This is a genomic window from Pseudomonas sp. R2-60-08W, assembly GCF_003852335.1.
GTDB lineage: Bacteria > Pseudomonadota > Gammaproteobacteria > Pseudomonadales > Pseudomonadaceae > Aquipseudomonas.
Genome location: NZ_CP027731.1, coordinates 5019639 through 5045811, shown reverse-complemented (window position 1 = coordinate 5045811; position 26173 = coordinate 5019639). Strand labels below are relative to the sequence as shown.

Annotated in this window: 25 protein-coding genes; 13 read left to right on the top strand and 12 right to left on the bottom strand. The window is 62.2% G+C overall.

The features are described 5' to 3' along the window. Positions 1-33: 33 nt before the first annotated feature. Together C4J90_RS23000 and C4J90_RS22995 are read right to left on the bottom strand one after the other, a co-directional pair. Entirely contained in the window at positions 34-1260 is a 1227-nt protein-coding gene (locus C4J90_RS23000; RefSeq protein WP_124420896.1) for a TIGR03862 family flavoprotein, read from the bottom strand. A 171-nt stretch (positions 1261-1431) separates the two neighbouring features. Then, on the bottom strand, positions 1432-2352 hold the full coding sequence (locus C4J90_RS22995; protein ID WP_124420895.1) for a histone deacetylase: 921 nt from the start codon (positions 2350-2352) through the stop codon (positions 1432-1434). Positions 2353-2427: 75 nt separating this feature from the next. Between C4J90_RS22995 and C4J90_RS22990 the strand changes: the two genes are divergently transcribed. The 3 genes from C4J90_RS22990 to C4J90_RS22980 are packed head-to-tail and all read left to right on the top strand — an operon-like array spanning position 2428 to position 4501. Then, complete coding sequence (locus C4J90_RS22990) at positions 2428-2997, top strand: GNAT family N-acetyltransferase (RefSeq protein ID WP_124364514.1); 570 nt, start codon at positions 2428-2430, stop codon at positions 2995-2997. Between the two features lie 38 nt (positions 2998-3035). Then, positions 3036-3905, top strand: coding sequence for an acyl-CoA thioesterase II (gene tesB, locus C4J90_RS22985; RefSeq protein ID WP_124364513.1), 870 nt, complete (start codon positions 3036-3038; stop codon positions 3903-3905). Then, positions 3902-4501, top strand: a complete 600-nt coding sequence (locus tag C4J90_RS22980; protein ID WP_124420894.1) for an HAD family hydrolase — start codon at positions 3902-3904, stop codon at positions 4499-4501. The genes tesB and C4J90_RS22980 overlap by 4 nt, the downstream gene beginning before the upstream one ends. Positions 4502-4619: 118 nt before the next feature. Here C4J90_RS22980 and C4J90_RS22975 read toward each other — a convergent pair whose 3' ends face one another. Genes C4J90_RS22975 through C4J90_RS22965 form a run of 3 tightly spaced genes read right to left on the bottom strand, consistent with a single transcriptional unit; the run spans position 4620 to position 6950 of the window. After that, a complete protein-coding gene (locus C4J90_RS22975) occupies positions 4620-5594 on the bottom strand; it encodes an alpha/beta hydrolase (protein WP_124420893.1) in 975 nt (324 codons plus the stop codon). Further along, positions 5594-6481 (bottom strand): neutral zinc metallopeptidase, encoded by an 888-nt coding sequence (locus C4J90_RS22970; protein ID WP_124420892.1) that lies wholly within the window; start codon positions 6479-6481, stop codon positions 5594-5596. Before C4J90_RS22970 ends, C4J90_RS22975 begins: the two co-directional genes overlap by 1 nt. A gap of 55 nt (positions 6482-6536) precedes the next feature. After that, the gene (locus C4J90_RS22965; RefSeq protein WP_124415655.1) at positions 6537-6950 is read right to left on the bottom strand and encodes a lipoprotein; all 414 of its coding nucleotides are present in this window, start codon (positions 6948-6950) and stop codon (positions 6537-6539) included. A gap of 186 nt (positions 6951-7136) precedes the next feature. Between C4J90_RS22965 and C4J90_RS22960 the strand changes: the two genes are divergently transcribed. Continuing rightward, complete coding sequence (locus tag C4J90_RS22960; protein ID WP_065935812.1) at positions 7137-8015, top strand: DMT family transporter; 879 nt, start codon at positions 7137-7139, stop codon at positions 8013-8015. On the opposite strand, the gene C4J90_RS22955 is transcribed toward C4J90_RS22960, so the two are convergent. Beyond that, complete coding sequence (locus C4J90_RS22955) at positions 8016-9350, bottom strand: MFS transporter (protein ID WP_124371940.1); 1335 nt, start codon at positions 9348-9350, stop codon at positions 8016-8018. A gap of 210 nt (positions 9351-9560) precedes the next feature. On the opposite strand from C4J90_RS22955, the gene quiC reads away from it, so the two are divergent. Together quiC and C4J90_RS22945 are read left to right on the top strand one after the other, a co-directional pair. After that, positions 9561-11459 (top strand): 3-dehydroshikimate dehydratase QuiC, encoded by a 1899-nt coding sequence (gene quiC / locus C4J90_RS22950; RefSeq protein ID WP_124420891.1) that lies wholly within the window; start codon positions 9561-9563, stop codon positions 11457-11459. Between the two features lie 74 nt (positions 11460-11533). Further along, positions 11534-12199, top strand: a complete 666-nt coding sequence (locus C4J90_RS22945) for a TetR/AcrR family transcriptional regulator (protein WP_124364506.1) — start codon at positions 11534-11536, stop codon at positions 12197-12199. Positions 12200-12324: 125 nt separating this feature from the next. On the opposite strand, the gene C4J90_RS22940 is transcribed toward C4J90_RS22945, so the two are convergent. The 4 genes from C4J90_RS22940 to C4J90_RS22925 all read right to left on the bottom strand — a co-directional run bounded on the left by C4J90_RS22940 (position 12325) and on the right by C4J90_RS22925 (position 16172). After that, entirely contained in the window at positions 12325-13182 is an 858-nt protein-coding gene (locus tag C4J90_RS22940; protein ID WP_164488043.1) for a shikimate dehydrogenase, read from the bottom strand. After that, a complete protein-coding gene (gene aroQ / locus C4J90_RS22935; RefSeq protein WP_124364504.1) occupies positions 13179-13625 on the bottom strand; it encodes a type II 3-dehydroquinate dehydratase in 447 nt (148 codons plus the stop codon). The genes C4J90_RS22940 and aroQ overlap by 4 nt, the downstream gene beginning before the upstream one ends. A 175-nt stretch (positions 13626-13800) precedes the next feature. Continuing rightward, positions 13801-14880, bottom strand: coding sequence for a tRNA (uridine(54)-C5)-methyltransferase TrmA (gene trmA, locus C4J90_RS22930; protein ID WP_124420889.1), 1080 nt, complete (start codon positions 14878-14880; stop codon positions 13801-13803). Beyond that, positions 14877-16172, bottom strand: coding sequence for an NCS2 family permease (locus tag C4J90_RS22925; RefSeq protein WP_124364502.1), 1296 nt, complete (start codon positions 16170-16172; stop codon positions 14877-14879). Before C4J90_RS22925 ends, trmA begins: the two co-directional genes overlap by 4 nt. 188 nt (positions 16173-16360) lie before the next feature. On the opposite strand from C4J90_RS22925, the gene C4J90_RS22920 reads away from it, so the two are divergent. From C4J90_RS22920 to C4J90_RS22905, 4 genes are all read left to right on the top strand, one after another. Next, positions 16361-16807, top strand: a complete 447-nt coding sequence (locus C4J90_RS22920; protein ID WP_124364501.1) for a DUF4879 domain-containing protein — start codon at positions 16361-16363, stop codon at positions 16805-16807. A 96-nt stretch (positions 16808-16903) separates the two neighbouring features. Next, complete coding sequence (locus C4J90_RS22915; protein WP_124420888.1) at positions 16904-17428, top strand: (2Fe-2S)-binding protein; 525 nt, start codon at positions 16904-16906, stop codon at positions 17426-17428. After that, positions 17425-18414 (top strand): xanthine dehydrogenase family protein subunit M, encoded by a 990-nt coding sequence (locus C4J90_RS22910; RefSeq protein ID WP_124420887.1) that lies wholly within the window; start codon positions 17425-17427, stop codon positions 18412-18414. Before C4J90_RS22915 ends, C4J90_RS22910 begins: the two co-directional genes overlap by 4 nt. Continuing rightward, a complete protein-coding gene (locus C4J90_RS22905) occupies positions 18411-20594 on the top strand; it encodes a xanthine dehydrogenase family protein molybdopterin-binding subunit (RefSeq protein ID WP_124420886.1) in 2184 nt (727 codons plus the stop codon). Before C4J90_RS22910 ends, C4J90_RS22905 begins: the two co-directional genes overlap by 4 nt. 129 nt (positions 20595-20723) lie before the next feature. Here C4J90_RS22905 and C4J90_RS22900 read toward each other — a convergent pair whose 3' ends face one another. After that, positions 20724-21974 carry an MFS transporter gene (locus C4J90_RS22900; RefSeq protein ID WP_124364497.1) on the bottom strand — a complete coding sequence of 417 codons (1251 nt, stop codon included), beginning with the start codon at positions 21972-21974 and terminating at the stop codon, positions 20724-20726. A gap of 318 nt (positions 21975-22292) precedes the next feature. Between C4J90_RS22900 and C4J90_RS22895 the strand changes: the two genes are divergently transcribed. Genes C4J90_RS22895 through C4J90_RS22885 form a run of 3 tightly spaced genes read left to right on the top strand, consistent with a single transcriptional unit; the run spans position 22293 to position 24921 of the window. Continuing rightward, positions 22293-23732, top strand: coding sequence for a cytochrome ubiquinol oxidase subunit I (locus C4J90_RS22895; protein ID WP_124408229.1), 1440 nt, complete (start codon positions 22293-22295; stop codon positions 23730-23732). Position 23733: 1 nt separating this feature from the next. After that, complete coding sequence (cydB, locus tag C4J90_RS22890) at positions 23734-24741, top strand: cytochrome d ubiquinol oxidase subunit II (protein WP_124364495.1); 1008 nt, start codon at positions 23734-23736, stop codon at positions 24739-24741. Positions 24742-24753: 12 nt separating this feature from the next. Further along, positions 24754-24921: a DUF2474 domain-containing protein gene (locus tag C4J90_RS22885; protein ID WP_065886906.1), complete on the top strand. Its 168-nt coding sequence runs from the start codon at positions 24754-24756 to the stop codon at positions 24919-24921. A 67-nt stretch (positions 24922-24988) separates the two neighbouring features. Here C4J90_RS22885 and C4J90_RS22880 read toward each other — a convergent pair whose 3' ends face one another. Further along, positions 24989-26113 (bottom strand): class I SAM-dependent methyltransferase, encoded by a 1125-nt coding sequence (locus C4J90_RS22880; RefSeq protein WP_124420885.1) that lies wholly within the window; start codon positions 26111-26113, stop codon positions 24989-24991. Between the last annotated feature and the right edge of the window lie 60 nt (positions 26114-26173).

Below are 26173 nucleotides of genomic sequence, written 5' to 3'. Positions count from 1 at the left end.
CCCCCGATGGCGGCTTCGAATCCACCACCCCTCTCAGCGGTTAAGCCACTCCAACAGTCCAAGCCCAGCCGCCCGGCCGCTGGCAAAACACCCCGTCAGCAAATACCCCCCGGTCGGCGCCTCCCAATCCAGCATCTCCCCGGCACAAAACACGCCCGGCATTTGCTTGAGCATCAGCCGCTCATCCAGCGCTTCGAACGGCACACCGCCGGCGGTGCTGATGGCTTCGTCCAGTGGCCGCGTCCTGACCAGTTTCAACGGCAACGCCTTGATATCCACCGCCAACTGCGCCGGGTCATTGAAGTGCTCAGCAGGAGCCAGCTCGCGCAGCAGCGCCGCCTTGACCCCATCCAGGCCCAGTTGACTGTGCAAATGCTTGCTCATCGACCGCGACCCGCGCGGCTTGGCCAGTGCCGCCTGCACCTTGTGCAACGGCTTGCTCGGCAGCAGATCGATATGCACGGTGGCGACGCCGTCGCGGTTGATCGTTTCCCGAATCGGCGCCGACAGCGCATAGATCAGGCTGCCTTCGATACCGGTGGTCGTCACTACGCATTCGCCCAGGCGAGGTTTATCGTCGCCCAGCCCAATGGCGACGTTTTTCAACGGCGCCCCGGCGAATTTGCTGACCATCAAGTCGCTCCACGCCGACACCTCGAAACCGCAGTTGCTCGGCTGCAGGCGCACATAGGGCACGCCACGCTCTTCGAATAAATTGAGCCAGGCGCCATCGGAGCCCAGGCGCGACCAGCTGCCGCCGCCCAAGGCCAGGAGCACCGCAGCGCTGCGCACGGTTTTCTCGCCCTCCAGGCTGTGGATAAGTAAATCGCCTTCAGCATTCCACCCCAGCCAACGATGCCGGGTGTGGATAACCACACCTTGTTCACGCAGGCGCTTGAGCCAGGCCCGCAGCAGCGGCGCGGCTTTCATGTCTGTAGGAAATACACGGCCGGAGGTGCCGATAAAGGTTTCGATGCCCAGGCCATGAATCCACTCGCATAACGCATCGGCACCAAAGCTGCGCAACAACGGCGCCATGTGCGGCGCGCGTTCGGCATAGCGTGAGAGGAACGCCGGGTAGGCCTCGGAGTGGGTGATATTCATGCCGCCCACGCCGGCCAGCAGGAACTTGCGCCCCACTGAAGGCATGCCGTCGTACAGCTCCACGCGCACGCCCGCCCGGCTCAGGACTTCTGCGGCCATCAGCCCGGCAGGGCCGCCGCCGATGATAGAGACAGTGTGGGGAGAGGTCTGAGGCATGGGCAGGGCTACGGTGCTGTGAATAGGCCGAGCATTCTACCCGACGAAGGCGCAGCTGCCTGATCAAAAAACGTACACTTTCCTACAAGCCATACGGCTAACCGCTTTCAGACCGTTACGCTCAAGTTATCCACAGCTGGTTCCACAGGCATTGTGGGTAACGTCCACAGTTCAATGACAACCTGATGACGTCCACACGCGCTGCGCGCTGTGGTGCAGGATGCCGTGGCGGCGGGCCAGGGCAGGGCGGTCCTTGCTGTAGCCGCCACCGATCACGCCCATCAGCGGAATGTCGCGGCCCAGGCAGTGACGCATCACGCTTTCATCGCGAGCGGCGACGCCGGCATCGGTCAGCTTGAGGTAGCCGAGTGCGTCGTCCTTGTGTACGTCCACGCCCGCGTCGTACAGCACCAGGTCCGGCTGGTAGAGCGGCAGCAGGTAGTTGAGCGCGTCATCCACCACCTTGAGGTAGTCGGCATCGCCCATGCCTATCGGCAATGGAATGTCCCAGTCGCTCTGCGCCTTGCGCGCCGGAAAGTTTTTTTCGCAGTGCAGCGATACGGTGATGGCGTCCGGCGTGTCATGCAGGATGCGCGCGGTGCCGTCGCCCTGGTGTACGTCGCAGTCGAAGATCAGCACACGGTTGACCCGGCCGCTGGCCAGCAGGTAATGGCTGATCACTGCCAGGTCATTGAAGATGCAAAAGCCCGCCGGGTAATCGTAGTGGGCGTGATGAGTGCCCCCGGCGAGGTGGCAGGCCAGGCCGTGCTCCAGCGCCTGCTCCGCCGCGAGGATCGAGCCACCCACCGCACGCACGGTGCGTCGCGCCAGGGCTTCGCTCCACGGCAGGCCGAGGCGCCGTTGGTCCTCGCGAGACAACTCGCCGCTCATATAGCGTTCGATATACCCAGGTTCATGGGCCAGGCCCAGAATCTCTGCCGGGCACAACTGCGGGCGCAGCAAATGGCTGTCCTCGGTCAGGCCGCTGTCCACCAGGTGATCGCGCAACAGGCGAAACTTGTCCATGGGGAAGCGGTGGTCCGCCGGGAACTCGGGGCTGTAGTCATCGTGGTAGATCAATGGCAAGGGCATGGGATTTTCTGACTGGAATCTGCGTCGGATCTTACCAGCGCTGTACACTCACGCACATGGCAAGGGAGGGGACCCATGGAGCCGATACTGGAATTGGAAAGCGCACGTCTGATCATGCGCCAATGGCGTGACAGCGACCTGCAGGCCTTTGCGCAGATGTGCGCCGACCCGCAGGTGATGCGTTATTTCCCGGCTAAATTGAGCCACCTGGAAAGCGCTGCACTGATTGGCCGGATCCGCGGCCACTTCGCCGAATATGGTTTTGGCTTTTGGGCCTTGCAGCGCAAGGACACCGGTGAATTCATCGGCCTCACCGGGCTGCAGAACGTCAGTTTTGAAGCGAATTTCACCCCGGCGGTGGAAATCGGCTGGCGTCTGGCTCGCGAGCACTGGGGCCTGGGTTACGCCAGCGAGGCGGCCTGGACCGCATTTCGCTGTGGTTTCGATCGCTTGAGCCTGGATGAGGTCGTCGCCTTCACCACCGAGGCCAATCTGCCATCACAAAAAGTCATGCAGGCCATCGGTATGCATTACGATCCGCAGGCAGATTTCGAACACCCCAAGGTCGCAGCCGATGACCTGCTGCGTCCGCATGTTTTATACCGCATCACCCGCGCCCAATGGTTGGACACGCTGCACGGATAAGCAGCCCGGAATGCCCTATCGAGTTTTGGAGTTGCTCTATGAGCCAAGTATTGGAAGATCTGGTGGACTTGCTGACCCTGGAGCCGATCGAGGAAAACCTCTTTCGCGGCCGCAGCCAGGACCTGGGTTTTCGCCAACTGTTCGGTGGCCAGGTGCTCGGCCAGTCGCTGTCGGCGGCCAGCCAGACCGTCGAAGAAGCGCGCCACGTACATTCGCTGCACGGTTATTTCCTGCGTCCAGGCGACGCCGCGTTGCCGGTGGTGTATTCGGTGGACCGCGTGCGCGACGGCGGCAGTTTCAGCACCCGCCGCGTCACGGCGATCCAGAAGGGCCACCCGATTTTCACCTGCACCACCTCGTTCCAGTACGACGAAGCAGGTTTCGAACACCAGACCACCATGCCCGTGGTGGTCGGCCCGGAGAACCTGCCGTCGGAGCTGGAGCTGACCCAGCAGCGCGCGCACCTGATCCCCGAGCATATGCGCGACAAGCTGCTGTGCCCCAAGCCCATCGAAGTGCGCCCGGTGACCGAAAAAGACCCGTTCAACCCGCAGCCGTCCGACCCGGTCAAGTACGTGTGGTTTCGTGCCGACGGCGCCCTGGCCGATGCGCCGGCGTTGCATAAATACCTGCTGGCCTACGCCTCGGACTTCGGCCTGTTGACCACCTCACTGCTGCCCCATGGCAAGACCGTGTGGCACAAAGACATGCAGGTCGCCAGCCTTGACCACGCGCTGTGGTTCCACGCCGACCTGCGCGCCGATGACTGGTTGCTGTATGCCATGGACAGCCCATGGGCCGGCAATTCCCGAGGTTTTTCCCGGGGCAGCGTGTACAACCGCGCCGGGCAACTGGTGGCGTCGGTGACCCAGGAAGGCTTGATTCGCCATCGCAAGGACTGGGCATGAGCCTGGCCGACGTCCGGCATTGGGTGTTTGACATGGACGGCACCCTCACGGTGGCCGTGCATGATTTCGCGGCCATCCGCGTGGCGCTGGAGATTCCCGCCGAAGACGATATTCTCACGCACCTTGCCGCTTTGCCGGTGGATATCGCGGCGGCCAAGCACGCCTGGTTGCTGGAACACGAGCGCGAACTGGCGCAGGGGTCTGTCGCCGCCGAGGGCGCGGTGGAACTGGTGCGCGAGCTGGCCGGACGCGGTTATCGCCTGGGCATTTTGACGCGCAACGCGCAGGAACTGGCGCATGTCACCCTGCAAGCGATTGGCCTGGCGGACTGTTTTGCCGCCGAAGACGTGCTAGGGCGTGAGGACGCGCCGCCCAAGCCGGATCCGGGAGGCTTGTTGAAGCTGGCGGCGGCCTGGGATGTCGCACCGAGCGAGATGGTGATGGTGGGCGATTACCGCTTCGACCTGGATTGCGGCCGAGCGGCCGGTGCACGGACTGTGTTGGTTAACCTGCCGGATAACCCGTGGCCCGAGTTGGCGGATTGGCATGCCGAGGATTGCACGGTATTGCGCCAGATGATCCAGCCCAGCCAATAGAGATCAAATGTGGGAGGGGGCTTGCCCCCGATAGCGGTCTGTCAGCTAAATATGTGCTGGGTGACACACCGCCATCGGGGGCAAGCCCCCTCCCACATTTTTAATCCGGTTTCTTCAGTCAGTGCGGGAACAACACGTTCTGCCCCTGCGGCGAGGTAAACATCTTATCCCCGTCATGCCCCACCCCCGGCACTTCCACCAGCTTGTGACTCAACTGCGGATGGCGCAGCTTGAGGTAGTCAAAGTAATTGTGCCCACGAATCAGCCGATACGCGCCCTGAGTTTCGGCTTCGCAGCTTTTATCCAGCGCCGGGTGGTTGGGGTCGGTGTCTTGTTGGCCCAACAGGTAAGTGACATCGCGTGACACATAGGCCTGTTCCAGTTGCTCGGCGCCCTGGCCCTTGGCGTAGTCCGGCAGGCCTTGCATGCCGTACTTCCACTCGTTGAAGCCAGGGCAACTCGCCGTTTCAAACGGCACTGGCCGCTGTGGGCTGAAGTAGGCGTAGGACGATGGGTTGGCCACCACATAACGCAGGCGGATGCCTTCGGTCTGCAGCATCGGGTGAGCGTGGCCGGTGACAGCGAAGCGCTGTACCACCTGGCCGCCACCGGAATGCCCAGCGACGACGATTTCCTTGAGCGCCGGGAACAGGGTGCGGTTGCCCAGGTGCTTGATGATCTGGTCGAGAGCGCCAAAAGAGCTGACCTGGCCCGGACCGATGGACGGCGCGCCGGCCATCCAGTCATTGCCCTTCCAGCGCAGCACCTGGTCATCCAGGTGGTGACGTTTAATGTCCGACTGGTTGAGAAACTGCGGCGCGATCACCAGCACATGTGCCCCAACGCCAGCATGGGCGGCGGCATCGATACCGCTTTTCAGATAGGTCTGCGCATTGCGCAGGCGGCCATGCACGATAATCAGCGCCCGCGTGACCTCCGGCAGCGGTTGGCGCCAATCCTGGCTCAGGCCCAGGCTGAGCTCGCCCGCATCCACATGAAAACGCTCAGGGCTGACCAGGTTGACGCCGTGTTCGGCAGCCAACGCTGAACAGGACATCAACCACGCCAGCAGCCAGCCCACGCGTTTATGCATTAAAGACTCTTGGCCGTAAAGGTATCGCACTGGGCGATCTGCCCCTGGGCGAAGCCGGTCTTGAACCAGCGCACGCGCTGAGCCGACGTGCCGTGGGTAAACGAGTCCGGCACCACGCGCCCTTGGCCCTGTTGCTGCAGGCGATCATCGCCAATAGCGTTGGCGGCATTCAGTGCTTCTTCGATATCGCCGGGTTCCAGCCAGTTCAGGCGTTTTTGCGCGCGGTTGGCCCAGACGCCGGCAAAGCAGTCAGCCTGCAGCTCCTGGCGGACCAGTAGGCCGCCGTCGCCCTGCATCGGCCGGCCCTGCTGGCGCGCGGCCTGGATTTTGGACGAGATGCCAAGCAGGGTTTGTACGTGGTGCCCGACTTCGTGGGCGATTACATACGCCTGGGCGAAATCGCCGGCGGCCTGGAAGCGTTGCGACATTTCACGGAAAAAATCCAGGTCCAGGTACACCTGCTGGTCAGCCGGGCAGTAGAACGGGCCGCTGGCCGAGGTGGCGCCCCCGCAGGCGGAGTTCACCCGGCCACGGAACAGGATCAGTTTCGGGTTCTTGTAAGCCAGGCCGTTCTCCTGGAACACCTGGCCCCAGGTGTCTTCGGTGTCGCCCAGCACCGCGCGCACGAAGTCGGCCTGCTCGTCGTTGGCCGGCGGAGCCTGACGCGATTGCGTGCTGACCGACGGCGCCTGCTCCATCTGGCCGGTCAATTGGCCGAGGATCTGCATCGGGTCCTGGCCGGTGAGCCAGCCGATGCCGACAATCAGCACGATAGCGGTCAGGCTCAGGCCCTTGCCGCCACCGAAGCGCATCCCGCCACCGCCGCCGCCGCTGTCATCGCGGGCATCGACCACGTTGTCGCTGCGTCGGCCTTTTTTCCATAGCATGGGGCAATCCTCTTGTTAACGGTCCGGCAAAAATATGGATGGAGTATGGTCGTAATCAGCGGCAATAGCCTTCGCCGCTGGCGACAATCAGGCAGTCTTTTTTATCGGCCAGCCATTTCAAGCCAGTGGCTGCGCCATCCCCGGCGCGCAGCACCTGCGGGCCGTCCGGGCGGGTGAAGGCGATGCCTTCGTCGGTTGCCTGGCCCTTGAACGTGCCGGACGCATCGGCATCCAGGCCATATTGCATGGTCAGGATGTAATGACCGCGGCCGATGCTGTCGTCCTTGGCGATGCTCAGGTTCAAGCCTTCGACGCCGATCCACTTGCCCACCCATTTATCGGTGGGTGGCGTTTCCGGTACCAGGGTCGCTTGCACGGACGCGGGGGCGGGCTTGGGAGCTTCTTTCGGCGTTTTATCGCAGGCAGAGAGCAAGGCGAGGGCAGACAGGGCAAACAGGATTTTTTTCATAGCGGCAGGGCCTTGATTAAAAAGTGTGCAACGCCGGGGCGCGCGTGCAGGGTTGGACTCAAATCCACTGATTTAGTGCGCTGTTCGCCCGGTGTTTGGTTATGCTCTTGGGGCAGACGCATGCCCGGCTGCTAGATTACTTCGGTTGAGTGCCACCGTATTCAGCTCGCCACACAAGAGAATTCAATGACTGTCAGTACCCCGCTTTCCGGCGTCAACCATCCCTTCAAAGGCATCCTGCTGATTGTGCTGGCGACGTTCCTGTTCTCCAGCCACGACGCCCTGTCCAAATACCTGGCCGGGTTCTACCCGATCGTGATGGTGGTGTGGGCGCGGTACATGGTGCACACCTTGCTGATGGCCGGGATCTTCCTGCCGCAATCGGGCCTGCGCGTGCTGCGCAGCAAGCGGCCGGGGATGCAGGTGGTGCGGGCGTTGTGCTTGTTGGGCACCAGCCTGTTCTTCACCACGGCGCTGCATTACATCCCGTTGGCGGAAGCCACGGCGGTGAACTTCCTTGCGCCGATCCTGGTGACCGCGCTCTCGGTGCCCCTGCTCGGCGAGCATGTCACCCGTGGCCAATGGCTGGCGGTGATCTGCGGGTTTGTCGGCGTGGTGATCATCATCCATCCGGGCGGTGAGCTGTTCACCCCGGCGGTGCTGCTGCCACTGTGCTCGGCGCTGTTCTTCTGCTTCTACCAACTGCTCACGCGCATCCTCAGCCAATACGACAGCCCCACCACCAGCAACTTCTTCGCCGGCCTGTGCAACACCCTGGTGATGAGTGCGATGGTGCCGTTCTTCTGGCAGGTACCGACCCTGTGGCATGGGGTGATGATGCTGGCGCTGGGCACCTGTGGGATGACCGCGCACTTGATGCTCACCCAGGCGTTCCGCTTCGCGGCGCCGGCCTTGCTGGCGCCGTTCGGCTATTGCCAGATCGTGTTTGCGGGGTTGTTGGGTTGGCTGGTGTTCAGCCATACCCCCGACATGACCACGGTGGTCGGTATCGGGGTGATCTGCATGAGCGGCTTGGCCGCTGCCTGGCAGCAGCGGCGGCGTTGATTACACCTCTACCGTAGGAATCTTTCGCGGCGCCATGAAGTACATCCATACCAGTGCGATGAAATACATCGCCGGAATCAGGGTGAACAACAGCGTGTAGTTGTTGTTGGTCACGGTCAGGATATGGCCGACGATCTGGGTCATGAACATGCCGCCGATGGCCGCGCACATGCCGCCGAAGCCGAACACCGTGCTCATCATGTGCTTGGGCGTGTAGTCCATCACCAGGCTCCAGATGTTGGCGGTCCAGGCCTGGTGCGCGCCGATGGCCAGGGAGATGGCGAACACCGCGACCCACAATTGGCTGGAGCCGGCCGCCATGATCACGCCGACGATGCAGCAGGCGAACAAGAGCATCGACAGCAGCCGTGCCTTGATCGAGTTCATCCCGCGACCGATCAGGAACGAGGACAGAATGCCGCCGCCCACGCTGCCGAAGTCGGCGGTGAGGTAGATGATGATCAGCGGAATGCCCATCTGCGTCACGTTGATGCCCAGGTTGTATTGCTGGTTCAGGAATGGCGGCAGCCAGTACAGGTAGAACCAGAACACCGGCGCGGTCAGCGAGTACGCCAGCGCGAAGGCCCAGGTGCCGCGCATGCGCAGGATGCGGCTGAACGGTACGCGGGGTTGTTCCGGCTCGACTTCCTGTTGCACGTAGTCCAATTCGGATTGTTTAACGGTGGGATGCTCTTCCGGGTTGTAGTACTTCAAGCCCCACAACACCAGCCAGATACCCCCGAGCGCCGACATGCACAGGAACGCCGCCTGCCAGCCCCACACGTGCAGGATCAACGGCAGCAGCATGGGCGTCATCATCGCGCCGACGTTGGTGCCGGCGTTGAAGATACCGGTCGCCACCGCGCGCTCGCCGGCCGGGAACCACAGGCGCGTGGTTTTCACGCACGCCGGGTAGTTGGCGGCCTCGGTCAACCCGAGGATAAACCGGCAGACCATGAAGCCGACGGCTGAGGTAGCCAGGCCGTGGGCGCCGGTGGCCAGGCTCCACAGCAGCACCGCGCAGAAAAACACGCGCTTGACGCCTACCCGGTCGATCAAGCGGCCCTGCAGCACAAAGCCGATGGCGTAGCCGACCTGGAACCAGAAGTTGATATTGGCGTAGTCCATCGCCGTCCAGCTCATTTCCTTGGCCAGAATCGGTTGCATCACGCCCAGGGCGGCGCGGTCGATGTAGTTGAGGGTGGTGGCGAAGAACACCAGGGCCAGCATGCCCCAGCGGGTTTTACCCACGGCCAGGGCGCCGCGGATCTTGTCGCCGATGCCGGCGTGCGGGGTGCCGGGGCGCGCGGCCAGGGCGGAATTTTGCAGAGGCATGAGGTCGTACCCGTTTTTGAAATTTTTATGGTGTGATCTGGGTCTTGGTGCAAGGTCGATGGTGCGCAGTGGTTAAAAAGTCGTCAATTCGCCAAAGGGGCATAGTGTTCGATAATCGCACCAAAAACTAACCGGTTCGTACATTTTAATTGCCGCGTGTAGGCTGTGGGCGAATAATTTGCCATAAACAACAATTGCCGGGAGTGACCCATGCAACGTTCCATCGCTACCGTGTCGTTGAGCGGCACCCTGCCGGAAAAGCTCGAAGCCATTGCCGCCGCCGGGTTTGATGGCGTTGAGATCTTTGAAAACGACCTGCTGTACTACGACGGCAGCCCGCGTGAAGTCCGGCAAATGTGCGCCGACTTGGGCATCGCCATTACCTTGTTCCAGCCGTTTCGAGACTTCGAGGGCTGCCGCCGTGATCGTCTGGCGCGCAACCTCGAGCGCGCCGAGCGCAAATTCGATCTGATGCAGGAGCTGGGCACCGACCTGGTGCTGGTGTGCAGTAATGCCTCGGCCGATTGCGTGGGCGATGAACGCATCCTGCTGGACGACCTCAGCCTGCTGGCCGAACACGCGGGCCGCCGTGGCTTGCGAATCGGCTATGAAGCGCTGGCCTGGGGCAAACATGTGAACACCTGGCAGCAAGTGTGGAACCTGGTGCGTCAGGTGGATCATCCCAGCCTGGGTGTGCTGCTCGACAGCTTCCACACCTTATCGCTCAAGGGCGACCCGAGTGCCATCGCCGAGATCCCAGGCGACAAAATCTTCTTCGTGCAAATGGCCGACGCGCCGATCCTGGCCATGGATGTGCTGGAGTGGAGCCGGCATTTTCGCTGCTTCCCCGGCCAGGGTGAGTTCGACCTGGCTGGGTTTCTCGCGCCGATCATCCAGAGTGGCTACACCGGGCCGTTGTCCCTGGAGATTTTCAACGACGGCTTTCGCGCCGCACCGACTCGGGCCAATGCGGCAGATGGTTTGCGCTCGTTGCTGTACCTGGAAGAGAAAACCCGCCAGCGCCTGGCGGCGGAACAACCCGCCGCGCCCGTGGATATCCTGTTCGAGACCCCGGCGGCCAGCGAGTACGACGGCATCGAATTCCTCGAATTTGCGGTGGATGAAAGCCTCGGCGCGAAGCTGACCCATTGGTTGGAACGCCTGGGCTTCGCCAAGGCCGGCCAGCATCGTTCCAAGAACGTGAGACTGTTGCGCCAGGGCGATATCAACCTGATCCTCAATTGCGAACCTTATTCCTTTGCCCACAACTTTTTCGAGGCCCATGGGCCGTCGTTGTGTGCCACGGCGATTCGGGTCAAGGACAGCGCCAAGGCGTTGGAACGGGCGGTGGCCTACAAGGGCCAGCCCTATCGCGGCCTGGTCGGGCCCAATGAGCTGGAGTTGGCGGCCGTGCGCGCGCCGGACGGCAGCTTGATTTACCTGGTGGACCAAAGCGAAGGCGGGCTATACGACACCGATTTCAACCTGCAACCCGTGACCACCAGCGGCGGCTTGCTGCGCATCGACCATATGGCCATGGCCCTGCCGGCCGACAGCCTCGACAGCTGGGTGCTGTTCTACAAAAGCTTGCTGGATTTTGAAGCCGATGACGAAGTGGTGCTGCCCGACCCTTACGGCCTGGTCAAAAGCCGCGCACTGCGCAGCCGCTGCAGTTCGATTCGCCTGCCGCTGAATATTTCCGAGAACCGCAATACCGCCATTTCCCACGCGCTTTCGAGCTATCGCGGCTCGGGCGTGCACCACATTGCCTTCGATTGCGCGGATATTTTCGCCGAGGTGCGCCGGGCCAAGGAGGCCGGGGTGCCGCTGTTGGATATCCCGCTCAACTACTACGACGATTTGGCTGCACGCTTTGATTTCGACGATGAGTTCCTCAGCGAACTGGCGTACTACAACGTGCTGTACGACCGCGACGCCCAGGGCGGTGAGCTGTTTCATGTCTACACCGAAGCCTTCGAGGGCCGGTTTTTCTTCGAGATCATCCAGCGCAAGAACGGCTATGCCGGTTATGGCGCGGCCAACGTGGCGGTGCGTTTGGCGGCGATGGCCAAGTCGCGCAGCGGTGCGGTGCGTCAGGCGCGTTTATAACGGTGGGGAGGTGCTTCCTTCGGGGAGCGCCTCGGCCCATAATCGGGCCTGCATAAAAACGCCGTGAGCGCACTATGACCCTGACTCCCGACCTCTCTGCCGTGTCAGATGCACCGCGCAAGAGTCGCAAGAACAATCCGGAAAAGACCCGCGAGAATATTCTCCAGGAAGCCATTGTCGAGTTCGTTCAGCAGGGCCTGTCCGGCGCCCGCGTGGACGCCATCGCCGAGCGCATCCACACCTCCAAGCGCATGATCTATTACTACTTCGGCAGCAAGGAGCAGCTCTACGTCGAGGTGCTGGAGAAGCTCTACGGCGATATTCGCAACACCGAAACCCGCATGAACCTCACGGCCCTGGAGCCGCGCGAAGCGATCCGCCGGCTGGTGGAGTTCACCTTCGACCACCATGACCAGAACGTGGATTTCGTGCGCATTGTCAGCATCGAAAATATCCACAACGCCGAGTACGTAAAGCGCACCAGTACGATCAAGGACATGAACAGCAAAATTCTTGAGGGGCTCGGTGAGACCCTGCGTCGCGGCGCTGAAATGGGGCTGTTTCGCGAAGGGTTGGAGCCGCTGGATGTGCACCTGTTGATCAACTCGTTCAGTTTTTACCGTGTCTCCAACCGGCATACCTTCAGTGAGATCTTTCAGATTGAACTGTCGGATGAGGCGATCAAGCAGCGGCACCGGGAGATGATCTGCGAGTCGGTGTTGCGTTACCTGCAAGCCTGAGAACTGGCTGTACGCGGTCAATGTGGGAGGGGGCTTGCTCCCGATAGCGGTCTGTCAGCGCAACATGGGGTGGCTGACACACCGCTATCGGGAGCAAGCCCCCTCCCACATTTGGATTTCGGTTTCTACAGTGGCTTATTCATGCTCTGGAAGTGCGCCAACATCCTGCCCGCATCCGCCGCCTCGCCACTGAACAACTCAAACGCCTTCACCGCCTGAAACACCGCCATATTGCCGCCATCCAACGTGCGGCAACCCAAGGCGCGTGCGTCGCGCAGCAACTCGGTTTCCAATGGGAAATACACGATTTCCGCCACCCACAGCCCTGCATGTAATAACGCGGCGGGCACCGGTGTGCCGGGCAGCTTGGCCATGCCCATCGGTGTGGTGTTGACCAGGCCGTCCGCCTCCGCCATGGCGTTGGTCAAGTCGCTGCCGACCTGGGCACGACCGGTGCCAAAACGCCGGGCGAGGTTATCCACAAGCTCGCGGGCGCGGAGGCTGTCCAGGTCAAAAATGCTCAGCTGTTCAACGCCCTCGGCCAGCAGCGCATGCGCCACCGCCGCGCCCGCACCGCCGGCGCCCATCTGCACCACGCGCTGGCGCGGCACGTCATTCAAGTTGCGTCGGAAACCCTCAGCAAACCCCAGGCAATCGGTGTTATGGCCGATGCGCTTGCCGTCTTTGAATACCACGGTGTTGACCGCGCCAATGCCCTTTGCCTCGTCGGACAATTCATCGAGCAAGGGCAGGATCGCCTGCTTGCATGGGTAGGTAATGTTCAAACCGGTGAAGTGCATCTGCTCGGCGGCACGCAGCAGCTCGGGCAGGGCGTGGCTGTCCAGGCCCAGCGTTTCCAGGTCGATCAGGCGATACAGGTAGCGCAGGCCCTGGGCGTCACCTTCCTGCTCATGCAGGGCGGGCGTGCGGGAGGCCTGGATGCCGGCGCCGATCAGGCCGGCGAGAACGCGGGGTTTCATCAGGCGCATCCTTTCAACGAGTGACTGAAATGTTCCAGGGCCAAGTGGTAGCCATGGCTGCCAAACCCGGCCAGCACCGCCTTGGCGATGGGCGAGACAAAGGAGTGATGACGAAACGCCTCACGGGCATGCACGTTGGATAAATGCACCTCGATCACTGGCACTTCGCTGGCCACCAGCGCATCGCGAATCGCCACCGAGGTATGAGTCCAGGCCGCCGGGTTGATCACGATCCCGGCGCAACGTGCGCGGGCGGCGTGGATCCAGTCGAGCAGTTCGCCCTCGTGGTTGGTCTGGCGAAACTCGATGGTCAGCCCGAGCTTCTCCGCGCTGCGCCCACAGAGGGCGGCGATGTCGGCCAGGGTTTCGTGACCATAGGTGGCAGGCTCGCGGGTACCGAGCAGGTTGAGATTGGGGCCGTTGAGCACCAGCACAATGGGTGGCATAGAGGGGTCTCCGCAGTTCTTATTGGTTATGCGGATAAAATGTACTGGTTGGTTAATTTGGTCAATTAAACCTAGCGGATGTGTTCGATTATCGAACTTTTAATCGCTTGTGCGGGGAGGGTCCGCTGGGGAGCGAGCAAACTCGCTCCCCATTTTTTTCAGCGGTGCCCTGCGCTTATCGGCGGGTCAGCAATACACCGGACTCCATATGATGTGTCCACGGAAACTGGTCAAACATTGCGCATTGGGTAATGCGGTGCGTGTCGTGCAACTGCGCGATGTTCGCTGCCAGTGTTTCGGGGTTGCAGGAGATATACAGGATGTTGTCGAAGCGCCGGGTCAGTTCGCAGGTGTCCGGGTCCATGCCGGCGCGGGGCGGGTCGACGAAGACGCTGCCGAATGCGTAGCTTTTCAGGTCGATGCCGTGCAGACGGCGGAACGGGCGCACTTCATTCAGGGCCGCGGTGAGTTCTTCGGCGGAGAGGCGCACCAGGGTGACGTTATCCACGGCATTTTCATCGAGGTTGCTCAACGCCGCATTCACTGAGGTCTTGCTGATTTCAGTGGCCAGCACCTTACGCACGCGGGTCGCCAGCGGCAGGGTGAAGTTGCCGTTGCCGCAGTACAGTTCCAGCAAGTCGTCCGGGCGACCACCCAGGGCGTCGTACGCCCAGTTGAGCATCTTCTGGTTCACCGTGCCGTTGGGCTGGGTGAAGGCGCCTTCGGGTTGGCGGTAGCTGAAGGTGCGGCCACCGACCTCGAGTTTTTCCACCACGTAGTCGCGGCCGATCACATCGCGCTTGCCCTTGGAGCGGCCAATGATGCTCACGTTCAGCTCAGCCGCCAGCTTGTTCGCTGCGGTGTGCCAGTGTTCATCCAGCGGGCGGTGATAGCACAGGGTGATCATCGCGTCGCCGGCCAGGGTGGTGAGGAACTCCACCTGGAACAGTTTGTGGCTCAGGGCGGCACTGGCTTGCCAGGCGGCCTTGAGCTGCGGCATCAACTGGTTGATGCGCTGGCTGGCGATGGGAAACGCTTCGATCAGGATCGGCGTGCGCTTGTCGTCCTGGGCGAACATCGCGTAGTGGCGCTCGCCGCCTTCGCGCCACAGGCGGAACTCCGCGCGCAGGCGGAAGTGCTGCAGCGGCGAGTCGAAAACCTGCGGCTCGGGGGCGTCGAACGGTGCCAGCAGGTCACGCAGGCGCGTGACCTTGTCTTGCAGTTGAGCGGTGTAGTGTGCGGCGTCGAAAGTCATGCGTTGAACCAGCCCAGCTTGATCACGAACAGAATCGACAGAATCACCAGGGCCGGGTTCAGCTCACGGTAGCGGCCCGAAAGCAGCTTGATGGCGGTCCAGGCGATGAAACCGAAGGCGATGCCGTTGGCGATGGAGTAAGTGAAGGGCATCGCCAGGGCGGTGATTACCACCGGCGCGGCCACAGTAATGTCATCCCAGTCGATTTCGGCCAGGCCGGACGTCATCAAGACGGCCACGAATAGCAGCGCCGGCGCGGTGGCGAAGGCCGGTACGCTGGCCGCCAGCGGTGAGAAGAACAGTGCCAGCAGGAACAGAATCGCGACCACGATGGCGGTCAAGCCGGTACGGCCACCGGCGCTCACGCCAGCGGCAGATTCGATGTAGCTGGTGGTGGTCGAAGTACCCAGCAGCGAGCCGGCCATGGCCGCCGTACTGTCGGCGATCAGCGCACGGCCCATTTTCGGCATGTGGCCGTCCTTGCCCATCAGGCCGGCGCGCTTGGCGACGCCGATCAGGGTGCCGGAGTTGTCGAACAGGTCGACGAACAGGAATGCGAAGATCACGCTGACCAGGCCAATGTCCAGCGCGCCCTTGATGTCCAGTTGCAGGAAGGTCGGGGCCAGGGACGGTGGCATCGAGGTCACGCCGCCGAATGGGGTGAAGCCCATCACAATGGACACGATGGTCACCGCCAGGATGCCGATCAGCACCGCACCACGCACGGCCAGGGCTTCCAGCGCCACGATCAGCACGAAACCGAGGGTGGCCAGGATCGGCGCCGGTTGTTTCAGGTCGCCCAGGCCCACCAGGGTGGCCGGATTTGCGACCACGATACCGGCGTTGTGCAAGGCGATCAGCGCCAGGAACAGGCCGATACCGGCGGCAATCGCCGAGCGCAGGGGCAGGGGAATGCTGTTGATGATCCACTCACGGATACGGAAGATCGACAGCAGGAAGAACAGCACCGCCGAAATGAACACCGCGCCCAATGCCACCTGCCAGGTGTGGCCCATGTGCAGGACCACGGTGTAGGTAAAGAAAGCATTGAGGCCCATGCCCGGCGCGAGGGCGATCGGGTAGTTGGCGATCAGGCCCATCACGGTCGAACCGATGGCCGCCGCCAGGCAGGTCGCGACAAATACCGCGCCTTTGTCCATGCCGGTTTCGCCGAGGATGCTCGGGTTCACGAACAGGATGTAGGCCATGGCCAGGAATGTCGTGATACCCGCGAGAATCTCGGTGCGCACGTTGGTGTTGTGGGCTTTGAGTTGAAACAGCTTTTCCAGCATGCCGGCTCCCTGTGACGCTATCTTGCGTCGTGATTTGTTGACCTCTAAGTCAAAGCACAAACTGCGCCAAGCGCTTGTGGCTTCAGAGAGGATCGGAAAAAGCGGCGCATCATACCAGCAGCCGAGGCTGTGTGGCGCATGGCCTTGAGGCATACTGCGCCGACGTTCAACAGCAGGTCATCGACAGCATGAAAAAAGCCAACGCATGGAGTCTAGCTCTGATCCCTTGTCTGGGCCTGTGGCTCGGCGCGGCACCGGTGTGGGGCGCGGCTGCACCGGCGTTGAGCGAGGTGCGGGTGTTCAAGGTCGAATCGGCGAAGTGCAGCGAGGCCATCCCGGACCGTGTACAGACCACCCAGATGTGCGAGCATCGTGGGCCCACGAAGGTCTCGGTGATGGAGGTCGGCCTGGGCAACAGCCCGATGGGCCGCTTCAATGGCGCCGAGTTGAACGGGCAGCGCACGGCGGTGTGCCAGGTGGGCAACATCAGTGAGGCCTGTAACGGCGTGGGCACACTGATGGGCTACATCTATGTGTTTGACCTCAACGTGCAAGCCCAGGGTTGGTTCGAGTTCACCAATACCTCGATCAATCCTCCGCAAAACACCCTGAAAGCCCAGCTCAATATCCGCTGATCAATTGGCTTGAACGCTCAAAACCCTGGGAAGTCGTACCCCTGAGACGGCGATTTCCCTGAACGCCGCGGATGTACATCAACCCGTGAGGTGTTTATGAGCGCGACCCCCAATGGCGCGGCGGCCCAGCCGTTCGTCGCCCACCCGATACGCTTGACCTTGAATGGCCAGGATCGCCAATTGAGTGTGTTGCCCTGGACCACCTTGCTGGACCTGCTGCGCGAACAATTGGACCTGGTCGGCAGCAAAAAGGGCTGCGACCATGGCCAGTGCGGCGCGTGCACTGTATTGCGTGACGGCAAGCGCGTAAACGCCTGCCTGACCCTGGCCGTGATGTGCGACGGCGCCGAGCTGACCACCATCGAAGGCCTGGCCGACGGCGACCAACTGCACCCGATGCAGCAAGCCTTCATCAAGCACGATGCCTTCCAATGCGGCTACTGCACCCCCGGCCAGATTTGCTCGGCGGTCGGCCTGGCCAACGAAGGCCGCGCCCACGACAGTGCCCAGGTGCAGGAATTGATGAGCGGCAATCTGTGCCGCTGCGGTGCCTACAGCAATATCCGCGCGGCCATCGAAGAGGCGCTGCCGGCGTGCAGCAACCGGGGAGGTGAGCAATGAACCCCTTCCATTACAGCAAACCGGCCGACGTGCACGAGGCGGTGCACCTGAGCAGCGCGGCATCGCGCTTTATTGCCGGGGGCACCAACCTGCTGGACCTGATGAAAGAGAACATCAGCCGCCCCGAACACCTGATCGATATCACCGGCTTGCCGCTCAATGCCATCGAAGAAACCGCCGAGGGCGGCCTGCGTATCGGCGCGCTGGTCAGTAATGCCGACCTGGCCTGGCACCCGCTCATCGAGGAGCGTTACCCGTTACTGTCCCAGGCCATTCTTGCCGGGGCCTCGCCGCAACTGCGCAACATGGCCAGTACCGGTGGCAACCTGCTGCAACGCACCCGTTGCTACTATTTCTATGATGCCACGGTGCCGTGCAACAAGCGTGAGCCCGGCAGCGGCTGCCCGGCGCGCACCGGCTTGAACCGCATCCATGCGATCCTCGGCGCCAGCGAGCAGTGCGTCGCCACCCACCCTTCGGACATGTGCGTGGCCCTGGCGGCGCTGGAGGCGCGGGTGCATGTCGAAGGGCGCGGCGGGGCGCGGGTCATCGAGTTCGCCGACTTCCACCGCCTGCCCGGAGATGCACCGCAACGCGACAACCAATTGGCCGACGACGAACTGATCACCGCCATTGAATTGCCTGCCGATAACCTGGCCCGCCACAGCCATTACCTGAAAATTCGCGACCGTGCGTCCTACGCGTTCGCGCTGGTGTCGGTTGCCGCCGCGTTGGAGTTGAACGGCGACGAGATCATCGACGCCCGCCTGGCCCTTGGCGGTGTGGCGCACAAACCCTGGCGCGACCGCGCGGTAGAGGCGTCGCTGATAGGTCGCAGCGTCAGCCGCGAAACCTTCAGTAATGCTGCCGATGCCCTGCTGCAGGATGCCGAGCCGCTGCAACACAACGGCTTCAAAGTCAAGCTGGCGCGCCGCGCAATCATTCGTGCACTGAGCGACGCTGCGGTCGCAGGAGAACAGCCATGAGCGCCATCGGCAAACCCCTGGACCGTGTCGACGGTCTGCTCAAGGTCACCGGCAAAGCGCGTTATGCCGGTGAATTTCCCGAGGACGGCCTGCTGCATGGCAGCGTGGTGTCGAGCACCATCGCCAAAGGCCGTGTCCTGCGCATCGATGCCTCCAGGGCTTTGGCACTGCCGGGTGTGGTGGAGGTCATTCATCACCTCAATCGCCCGAAAATCGCCAGCTACGACGATGCCTTCGCCGATGCGGATGCTGCCGACGGCTCGCCATTTCGCCCGCTGTATAACGACCGCGTGCTCTACAGCGGCCAGCCCCTGGCCCTGGTGATCGCCGATAACCTGGAGTTGGCGCGGCATGCCGGCTCGCTGGTCGACATCGAGTACGCGGCGGAAGGTTTCGAAACCGACCTGATCGCCCAGCAGCAATCGGCTCACCCTTCACCTCAGACGCCGCCCGGGCCGCGTGGCAACTTCCAGGCCGAATGGGCCGGTGCCGCCATCAGCCTCGATCTGCACTACAGCACGCCCATCGAACACCATAACCCGATGGAACCCCACGCCAGCACCGTGCTGTACCAGCCCGACGGCACCCTGCATATCCACGACAAAACCCAGGGCCCGCAGAACTGCCAGGCGTATGTGCAAAAAGTCTTTGGCCTGGACAAAAGCCAGGTACGCATCTTCGCCGCGTTCGTCGGTGGCGCCTTTGGTTCGGGCCTGCGCCCGCAGTACCAATTGCCGCTGGCGGTGATGGCATCGCTGGCGCTCAAGCGCTCGGTGCGCGTGACCCTGACCCGCCAACAGATGTTCACCTTCGGCTACCGCCCGCGCACCTTGCAGCGCTTGCAGATGGGCGCCGCCGCCAACGGGCGCTTGCTGGCCCTGGGGCATACCGCGATTGGCCAGACTTCGCGCTTCGAGGATTTCAGCGAACACGTGGTGGAATGGAGCGGCATGCTCTACCACTGCGATAACGTGCAATTGACCTACAAACTGGTGCCGCTGGACGTCTTCACCCCACTGGACATGCGCGCTCCCGGCGCCGCCCTGGGCGTGATCGGCCTGGAATGCGCCATGGACGAACTGGCCTGCGCCCTGGCCATCGACCCGGTGCAACTGCGCCTGATCAACTACGCCGAACGTAACCAGAACGAAGACAAGCCCTGGTCGAGCAAAGCCCTGCGCGAGTGTTACAGCGAAGGTGCCGAGCGTTTTGGTTGGAGCCAGCGCAACCCCGAACCACGCAGCATGCGCGACGGCCGCCAGTTGATCGGCTGGGGCATGGCCGGTGGTGTGTGGGAAGCCATGCAGATGAAAGCCAGCGCCAAGGCGCGCCTCGATACGAGCGGCAAACTCACCGTCAGCAGCGCCACCACCGATATCGGCACGGGCACCTACACCGTTATGACCCAGATCGCGGCGCAGGCCAGCGGTGTGGCGATGGAGGACGTGGTGTTTCTGCTCGGTGATTCCTCACTGCCTACCGCGCCGCTGCAAGGCGGTTCGTTTACCGTGTCGTCCGTCGGCACCGCCGTGCAGCAAGCCTGCGAGGCCTTGACCGCCAAACTGCTGGCCGTTGCCCGGCAGACCTACCCGGTGTTCAAGGATGCCGAGTCCGTGCGCTTTGAAGACGGCCAACTGCACACCGGCGACGTGAGTGTGTCGTTGGCCCAACTGGTCAAGGACAGCGGCGAGGACGCGCTTGAGGTGCAGATAGACAGCGAGCCCGACAAGAAGCGCGAGGGCTATGCCACGGCGACCCACTCGGCGGTGTTCGTCGAAGTACGGGTAGATGAAGACTTGGGCACCATCAAGGTCAGCCGCGTAGTCAGCGCGATTGCGGCCGGGCGCGTGGTCAACCCGAAAATGGCGCGCAGCCAGATCCTCGGCGGGGTGGTGTGGGGCATCGGCATGGCGCTGCACGAAGAGACCCAGGTCGACCATCAGCTGGGTCGCTACATGAACCACAGCCTGGCCGAGTACCACATCCCGGTGAATGCCGATATCGGTGAGATTGACGTGGTGTTTGTCCAAGAGCACGACGAAATCGTCAATGCGCTCGGGTCCAAGGGCGTGGGCGAAATCGGCATTGTCGGGGTGGCGGCGGCGGTGGCGAATGCGATCTATCACGCCACTGGCAAGCGGGTTCGGGAGTTTCCGATCACCCTGGACAAAGTGCTCTAAAACACACCGCGTAACTCATGTGGGAGGGGGCTTGCTCCCGATGACGGAGTATCAGTCGAGGATGATGTGACTGATCTACCGCTATCGGGGGCAAGCCCCCTCCCACATTTATCCTGTTCAAGGCTCAGGTTATGCGGTGGGCTTCAGCCCGGGCTCTTCCACCGGCACATGCATCCGGTCTCGATTCGCCAGGGTCGGGAACAGCTTGATCCACACCCCGGTCACCACCAGCGTACCAATCCCACCCATGACGACGGCGGGCACGGTGCCGAACCAATGGGCGGTGATCCCTGATTCGAACTCACCCAATTGATTGGAAGCACCGATAAACAGGCCGTTGACTGCGCTGACCCGGCCGCGCATCTCATCCGGCGTTTCCAACTGCACGAACGAAGCCCGGATCACCATGCTGATCATATCCGCCGCGCCCAGCACCACCAGCACCCCCAGGGAAAACCAGAACGAGGTCGACAGCCCGAACGCGATGGTTGCCACGCCGAACACCCCGACTGCGGTGAACATCACGCGGCCGACCTTGCGGTCCACCGAGAAACGCGCCAGCCACAACGACATCAACAGCGCCCCCACCGCTGGTGCCGAGCGCAACAGGCCCAGGCCCCAGGGGCCGGTCAGCAGGATGTCCTTGGCGAACACCGGCAACAACGCGGTGGCGCCGCCCAGCAGCACGGCAAACAGGTCCAGGGAAATGGCGCCGAGGATGTCCGGCCGGCTGCGGATAAAGCGAATCCCGGCCAGCAGCGAATCCAGGGTGGCCTTGCCTTTGTTCAGCGGCGTCTGGCGCGCAGGCAGGTTCAGGGTCAAGCCGCAGGCGATCAGGTACAGCACCACCGTCGGGCCGTACACCCAAACGCTGCCGAACGCATAGAGCAAACCACCGAGGGCCGGGGCGACGATGGTCGCCAATTGCTGGGCCGATTGCGACGAGGCCACGGCCCGGGGGAATAGCGCGCTGGGCACGATACTCGGCAGCAATGCCTGGGTGGTGGGCATTTCGAATGAACGCGCGGCGCCCAGCAGGAAAGCGAGGATGAAGATCATCTCGCGGGTCACGTTGCCGGTCAGGCCGCCAATGGCCAGGGACAGGGCAATCAGCGCCTGTACGGTCTGGCAGATGGCAGCGACTTTGCGTCGCTCATAGCGATCGGCCACATGCCCGGTGTGCAGCATGAACAGCACGCGCGGCACGAACTCCACCAGGCCGACCAGCCCCAGGTCCAGCACATTGCCAGTCAGTTGGTAGAGGTTCCAGCCGATGGCCACGGTCAGCATCTGGAAGCCGCTGGCGGTAAAGATCCGCGCCAGCCAGAACGCGATGAAGGGGCGGTGGTGACGTAACAGCAACGCAGGTTCACTAGGCATTGGGAGTACAGGTCGAGACCGAAAGGAATGGCGAGATTAGCATTGTGTTGTAACAAATAGTTGCAATAACCCTGGTGAGGCAAGCTGTCACGCGGCAAAAGACCACACAACCGGGCAGCGCAAATGGGACTACTCTTTCAACGATGCTTGATCCAGATCAACACCCGCACCGGGATTGTTCTGGCGGCCGAAAGGCCAGATTCCCTACGTGACGGGTAAAAAAAGAAACGAATTGAAATTCGTCACACTCCATATCCGTGGGGGCAGTGGGTGCAGGCTCCGAGCCCGCAGCCGGTATTACCTGACAGAGGAAGACTTATGTTCGGTTTGGAGGCGCTAGATCTCGCCCGAATTCAATTTGCGTTCACCATCTCGTTTCACATCCTGTTCCCGGCGATCACCATCGGCCTGGCCAGTTACCTTGCGGTGCTGGAGGGTTTGTGGCTCAAGACCCGTAACGACACTTACCGCGACCTCTACCATTTCTGGTCGAAGATCTTTGCCGTCAACTTCGGCATGGGCGTGGTCTCCGGCCTGGTCATGGCGTATCAGTTCGGCACCAACTGGAGCCGCTTCTCCGACTTCGCCGGCGCCGTCACCGGGCCGCTGCTGACGTACGAAGTGCTCACCGCCTTCTTCCTCGAGGCGGGTTTCCTTGGCGTGATGCTGTTCGGCTGGAACAAGGTAGGGCGCAACCTGCACTTCTTCTCCACCGTGATGGTGGCTATCGGTACGCTGATCTCGACCTTCTGGATCCTCTCATCCAATAGCTGGATGCAGACGCCCCAAGGCTTTGAAATCGTTGATGGCCGAGTGATCCCCACCGATTGGTTCGCCGTGGTCTTCAACCCATCGTTCCCCTACCGCCTGGCGCACATGGCTACTGCGGCCTTCGTGGCCACGGCGTTCTTCGTCGGCTCGTCGGCGGCCTGGCACCTGCTGCGCGGCAAGGACAATCCGGCGATCCGCAAGATGCTCTCGATGGCGATGTGGATGGCCTTGATCGTCGCGCCCATCCAGGCGGTGATCGGCGACTTCCACGGCCTCAACACCTTGAAGCACCAGCCGGCAAAAATTGCCGCGATTGAAGGCCACTGGGAAAACATCGGCAATGAACCCACACCGCTGATCCTGTTCGGCTGGCCGGACATGAAGGCTGAAAAAACCAAGTACGCGGTGGAAATTCCCTACCTGGGCAGCCTGATCCTGACCCACTCGTTGGATAAACAGGTGCCGGCGCTCAAGGAATTCCCGCCTGAAGACCGTCCTAATTCGACCGTGGTGTTCTGGTCGTTCCGGGTCATGGTCGGCCTGGGCTTCCTGATGATCTTCACCGGGTTGTTCAGCCTGTGGCTACGCCGGGGCGACAAGATGTATACGTCCAAGCCGTTCCTGTACCTGGCCTTGTGGATGGGCCCGTCCGGCCTGATCGCGATTCTCGCTGGCTGGTTCACCACCGAAATCGGTCGCCAGCCGTGGGTGGTCTACGGGCTGATGCGCACGGCGGATGCGTCCTCCGGGCATAGCCTGGCGCAGATGACCATCACCCTGGTGCTGTTTGTGGTGGTGTACTTCGCGCTGTTCGGTGCGGGCCTGGGTTACATGATGCGTCTGGTGCGCAAAGGGCCTGTGATTCACGAAGTCACTGAGCCGACCCATGGTGGTCCTGGCCAGAAACGCACACCGGCCCGTCCGCTGTCCGCTGCCGATGATGGCACCGACAACGATCACGACGACATCCAGCACAAGGGGAATTGAGATGGGCATTGATCTGCCGCTGATCTGGGCTGTGATCATCATTTTCGGGATCATGATGTACGTGGTCATGGACGGTTTCGACCTGGGGATCGGCATCCTGTTTCCGTTCGTACCGGGCAAGACCGACCGCGACGTCATGATGAACACCGTGGCACCGGTGTGGGACGGCAATGAAACCTGGCTGGTATTGGGCGGCGCGGGACTGTTTGGTGCGTTCCCGCTGGCCTATTCCGTGGTGTTGTCGGCGTTGTACCTGCCGCTGATCCTGATGCTGATCGGACTGATTTTTCGTGGCGTGGCCTTTGAGTTCCGCTTCAAGGCCAAGGACCACAAGCGTCACCTGTGGGACAAGGCGTTTATCGGCGGTTCGCTGACGGCCACGTTCTTCCAGGGCGTGGCGCTGGGGGCGTTTATCGATGGGATTCCGGTGGTCAACCGCCAGTTCGCCGGAGGCTCGCTGGACTGGCTCACGCCGTTTACGATGTTCTGTGGCGTGGCACTGATCGTGGCGTATGCGCTGCTCGGCTGCACCTGGCTGATCATGAAGACCGAAGGCAAGTTGCAGGAACAGATGCACAACCTGGCGCGGCCGCTGGCCTTCGTGGTGCTGGCGGTGATCGGTATCGTGAGTATCTGGACACCGCTGACCCACCCGGAAATCGCTTCGCGCTGGTTCACCCTGCCGAACCTGTTCTGGTTCCTGCCGGTGCCGGTGCTGGTACTGGTGACCATGTACGGGCTGATCCGCGCCGTGGCACGCAATGCGCACTACACGCCATTCCTGCTGACGCTGGTACTGATCTTCCTGGGTTATAGCGGCCTGGGGATCAGCCTGTGGCCGAACATCATCCCACCGTCGGTATCGATCTGGGACGCCGCCGCACCGCCGCAAAGCCAGGGCTTCATGCTGGTGGGCACCTTGTTCATCATCCCGTTCATCCTGGGCTACACCTTCTGGAGCTACTACGTGTTCCGCGGCAAGGTCACCCACGAAGACGGTTATCACTAGGAGGGTCGCGACATGGCGGGCAAACCTTCGTTGCACGACATCGAACAGGCCGAGAAACAGCCGCTGTGGCGGCGCCTTGGGTGGTTGGCGATGATCTGGACCGGCAGTGTGCTAGCCCTGTTTATCGTCGCCAGCCTGATGCGCATGTTCATGAATGCGGCGGGCCTTACCACACACTGACATCCCGATCCGGGCCTTGCGGTCCGGCTCTTTCAGCCCTGTTCTTCTATAGAAGGCAGGGCTTTTTTTATTTGCGCGCCTTGAGAATGACGAACTTGGGCGTGGCCGCCACCTGTTCGACGCCACGGAACAGGCGCGCCAATTTGCTGTGATAACCCAGGTGACGGTTGCCCACGATATACAACGCGCCGCCTACCACAAGGGCTTCCCGTGCCTGCTGGAACATGCGCCAGGCGAGGAAATCGCCCACCACCTGCTGCTGGTGGAACGGCGGGTTGCACAGCACCACGTCCAACGACTGCGCTTGCTGGCCGGCCAGGCCGTCGCCAGCACTCACGATCACGTCACGTGCCCCCAGGGCGGCCTGCCAATTCTCGGTGGCTGACTGCACCGCCATGAACGACTCATCCACCAGGGTGTACTGCGCGTCGGGGTTGTGCAGCGCGCTGGCAATCGCCAATACGCCGTTGCCGCAGCCCAGGTCCGCCACGCGGGCGTTGCCCAGGTTGTTCGGCAAGTGGGGCAGGAAGGCGCGCGTGCCGATGTCCAGGCCTTCGCGGCAGAACACATTGGCATGGTTGAGCAATTCGATGGCCGGTGTATCCAGCGTGTAGCGGGTAGGGTAGGGCGATACTGGCGCCGGTCGATCGGCAACGCTGGCGATCAGCAGCCGGGCCTTTTTTACCGCCAGCGTGGCGTGCATCGGCCCGATATAACGTTCCAGCAGCTCGCCAGCGGCGCGTGGCAAGTGTTTGAGCATGGCCCCGGCGATCACTTCGGCGCCCGGCGCCAACTGCCCGTGCAGCCGAATCAACTGTTCTTCCAGCAGCGCCAGGGTTTTTGGCACCCGGAGCAGCACCCGATCGAAAGGCCCGACCGGCACCTGGCTGGCCGGCACGAACGTCACCGCATCAAACGCTTTGCCGTTGCGCACCAGGTTTTTCTCCAGGCCCTGGGCGGCGAGGAACGAGTCCCCGCTGGAGGTCACCTGCACCTGGCCTTCAAGGCTGGCCGCGAGCGCACCGAAGCTGTCATTGAGCACCAGCACACGGGTTGCCGCGTTGGGTTGCTGGCTGGCGAGATGGCTGAGCAGGTACTCATCGGCGGCATCGAAGGCTTGCAGCGGGTCATTGGATTGCTCGGGCTGACGAATCAAATCGAGTTGGGCGAAAGGGCTGTCAAGCAGGGGCATGGCGGGGGAGGCTCTGGGTAATCGACGGAACCGTCTAAGTGAACAGCGAAGCAACCTCTG